Raw genomic sequence first — 1,899 nt, forward strand, 5'->3', positions numbered from 1 at the left:
CCCGGTCGGGAGCGGGGGCATGCCTGGGACGGCGGCAAGAATCCGGCTCGGGGAGCCGGATGACCCGAGACAGATTTCAAACCGGGCAAGAAGCAGGATCTGGCCAGCTGTGAGACAGACGGTGCTTGCCAGTCGTGCCCGGCGACCCAGGATGAACCGTCTCTCTACCATTTCGAAGGAAGAAGTCCATGCGCTCTATCTATTGCGGACAGGTCAATGAGGCCCATGCCGGGCAGACCATTACATTGTGCGGTTGGGTCCATCGTCGTCGTGATCTCGGCGGCCTCATCTTTATCGACATGCGCGACCGCGAGGGCATCGTGCAGGTGTTCTTCGATCCGGACAAGCCGGACGCCTTTGCCCTGGCCTCCGAGCTGCGCGGCGAGTTCTGCATCCAGGTGACCGGCGTGGTGCGTACCCGCCCCGACTCCCAGCGCAACAGCGACATGGCCACCGGTGCCATCGAGGTGTTCGCCCACGAGCTCACCATCATCAACCGTGCCGAGCCGCTGCCCCTTGACTTCAACCAGGTCAACAGCGAAGAGGTGAGCCTCAAGTACCGCTACCTGGACCTGCGTCGTCCCGAGATGGCCAAGTACCTGAAGACCCGTGCCAAGGCCAGTGCCTTCGTGCGCCGCTTCATGGACGAGCACGGCTTCCTCGACATCGAGACCCCGATGCTGACCAAGGCGACCCCGGAAGGGGCCCGTGATTACCTGGTGCCGAGCCGCGTGCACAAGGGCAAGTTCTACGCCCTGCCGCAGTCCCCCCAGCTGTTCAAGCAGTTGCTGATGATGTCCGGCTTCGACCGCTACTACCAGATCGTCAAGTGCTTCCGCGACGAAGACCTGCGTGCCGACCGCCAGCCGGAATTCACCCAGATCGACGTGGAGACCTCCTTCATGACCGCGCCCCAGGTGCGTGAAATCATGGAAGAGATGATCCGCAAGCTCTGGCTGCACATCCTGAACGTGGACCTGGGTGACTTCCCCATCATGACCTTCGACGAAGCCATGCGCCGCTTCGGCTCCGACAAGCCGGACCTGCGCCTGCCGATGGAGCTGGTGGACGTGGCAGATCTCTTGACCGAGGTGGAGTTCGCCGTGTTCGCCGGTCCTGCCAAGGATCCGAAAGGCCGTGTGGCGGCCCTGAAGGTACCGGGCGGCGCGGAGCTGTCTCGCAAGCAGATCGACGAGTACACCAAGTTCGTCGGCATCTACGGTGCCAAGGGCCTGGCCTGGATGAAGGTCAACGAAGCCGGGAGCGGCCTCGAAGGGGTGCAGTCCCCGGTGGCCAAGTTCCTCTCTGACGCCATCGTGCGCGAGATCCTGGCCCGCACCGGCGCGATGGATGGCGACATCATCTTCTTCGGCGCCGACTCCAAGAAGGTGGTGTGCGATGCCATGGGCGCCCTGCGCTTGAAGGTGGGCCGCGATCTGGGCCTGGTGGAGAACGTCTGGAAGCCGCTCTGGGTCATCGACTTCCCCATGTTCGAAGAAGATGGCGAAGGCGGCCTGGCGGCCATGCACCACCCCTTCACCGCCCCGAGCAACCTGGGCCCGGCCGAGCTGAAAGCGAATCCGGTGGGCGCTTACGCGAACGCCTACGACATGGTGATCAACGGCTACGAAGTGGGTGGCGGCTCTGTGCGTATCCACAACAGCGAGATGCAGTCCACCGTGTTCGACATCCTGGGGATCACCCCGGACGAGCAGCGTCTGAAGTTCGGCTTCCTGCTGGATGCCCTGAAATACGGCACCCCGCCCCACGCCGGCCTGGCCTTCGGTCTGGACCGCCTCAGCATGCTGCTGACTGGCACCGACAACATCCGGGATGTCATCGCCTTCCCGAAAACCACGGCGGCCGCCTGTCTGATGACAAGCGCCCCGAGCTTTGCCA

At 63.6% G+C, this 1,899-nt stretch carries 1 protein-coding gene; it reads left to right on the plus strand.

What is annotated here, in order from left to right; translation table 11 throughout:
- Positions 1–188 precede the first annotated feature (188 nt).
- On the plus strand, positions 189–1,899 hold a 1,711-nt coding region (aspS, locus tag AACR77_RS15305), incomplete at its 3' end, for an aspartate--tRNA ligase (RefSeq protein ID WP_042882623.1).

The sequence above is a fragment of the Aeromonas sp. ZOR0002 genome, from assembly GCF_963866995.1.
In the GTDB taxonomy this organism is placed as follows: Bacteria; Pseudomonadota; Gammaproteobacteria; order Enterobacterales; family Aeromonadaceae; genus Aeromonas; species Aeromonas caviae.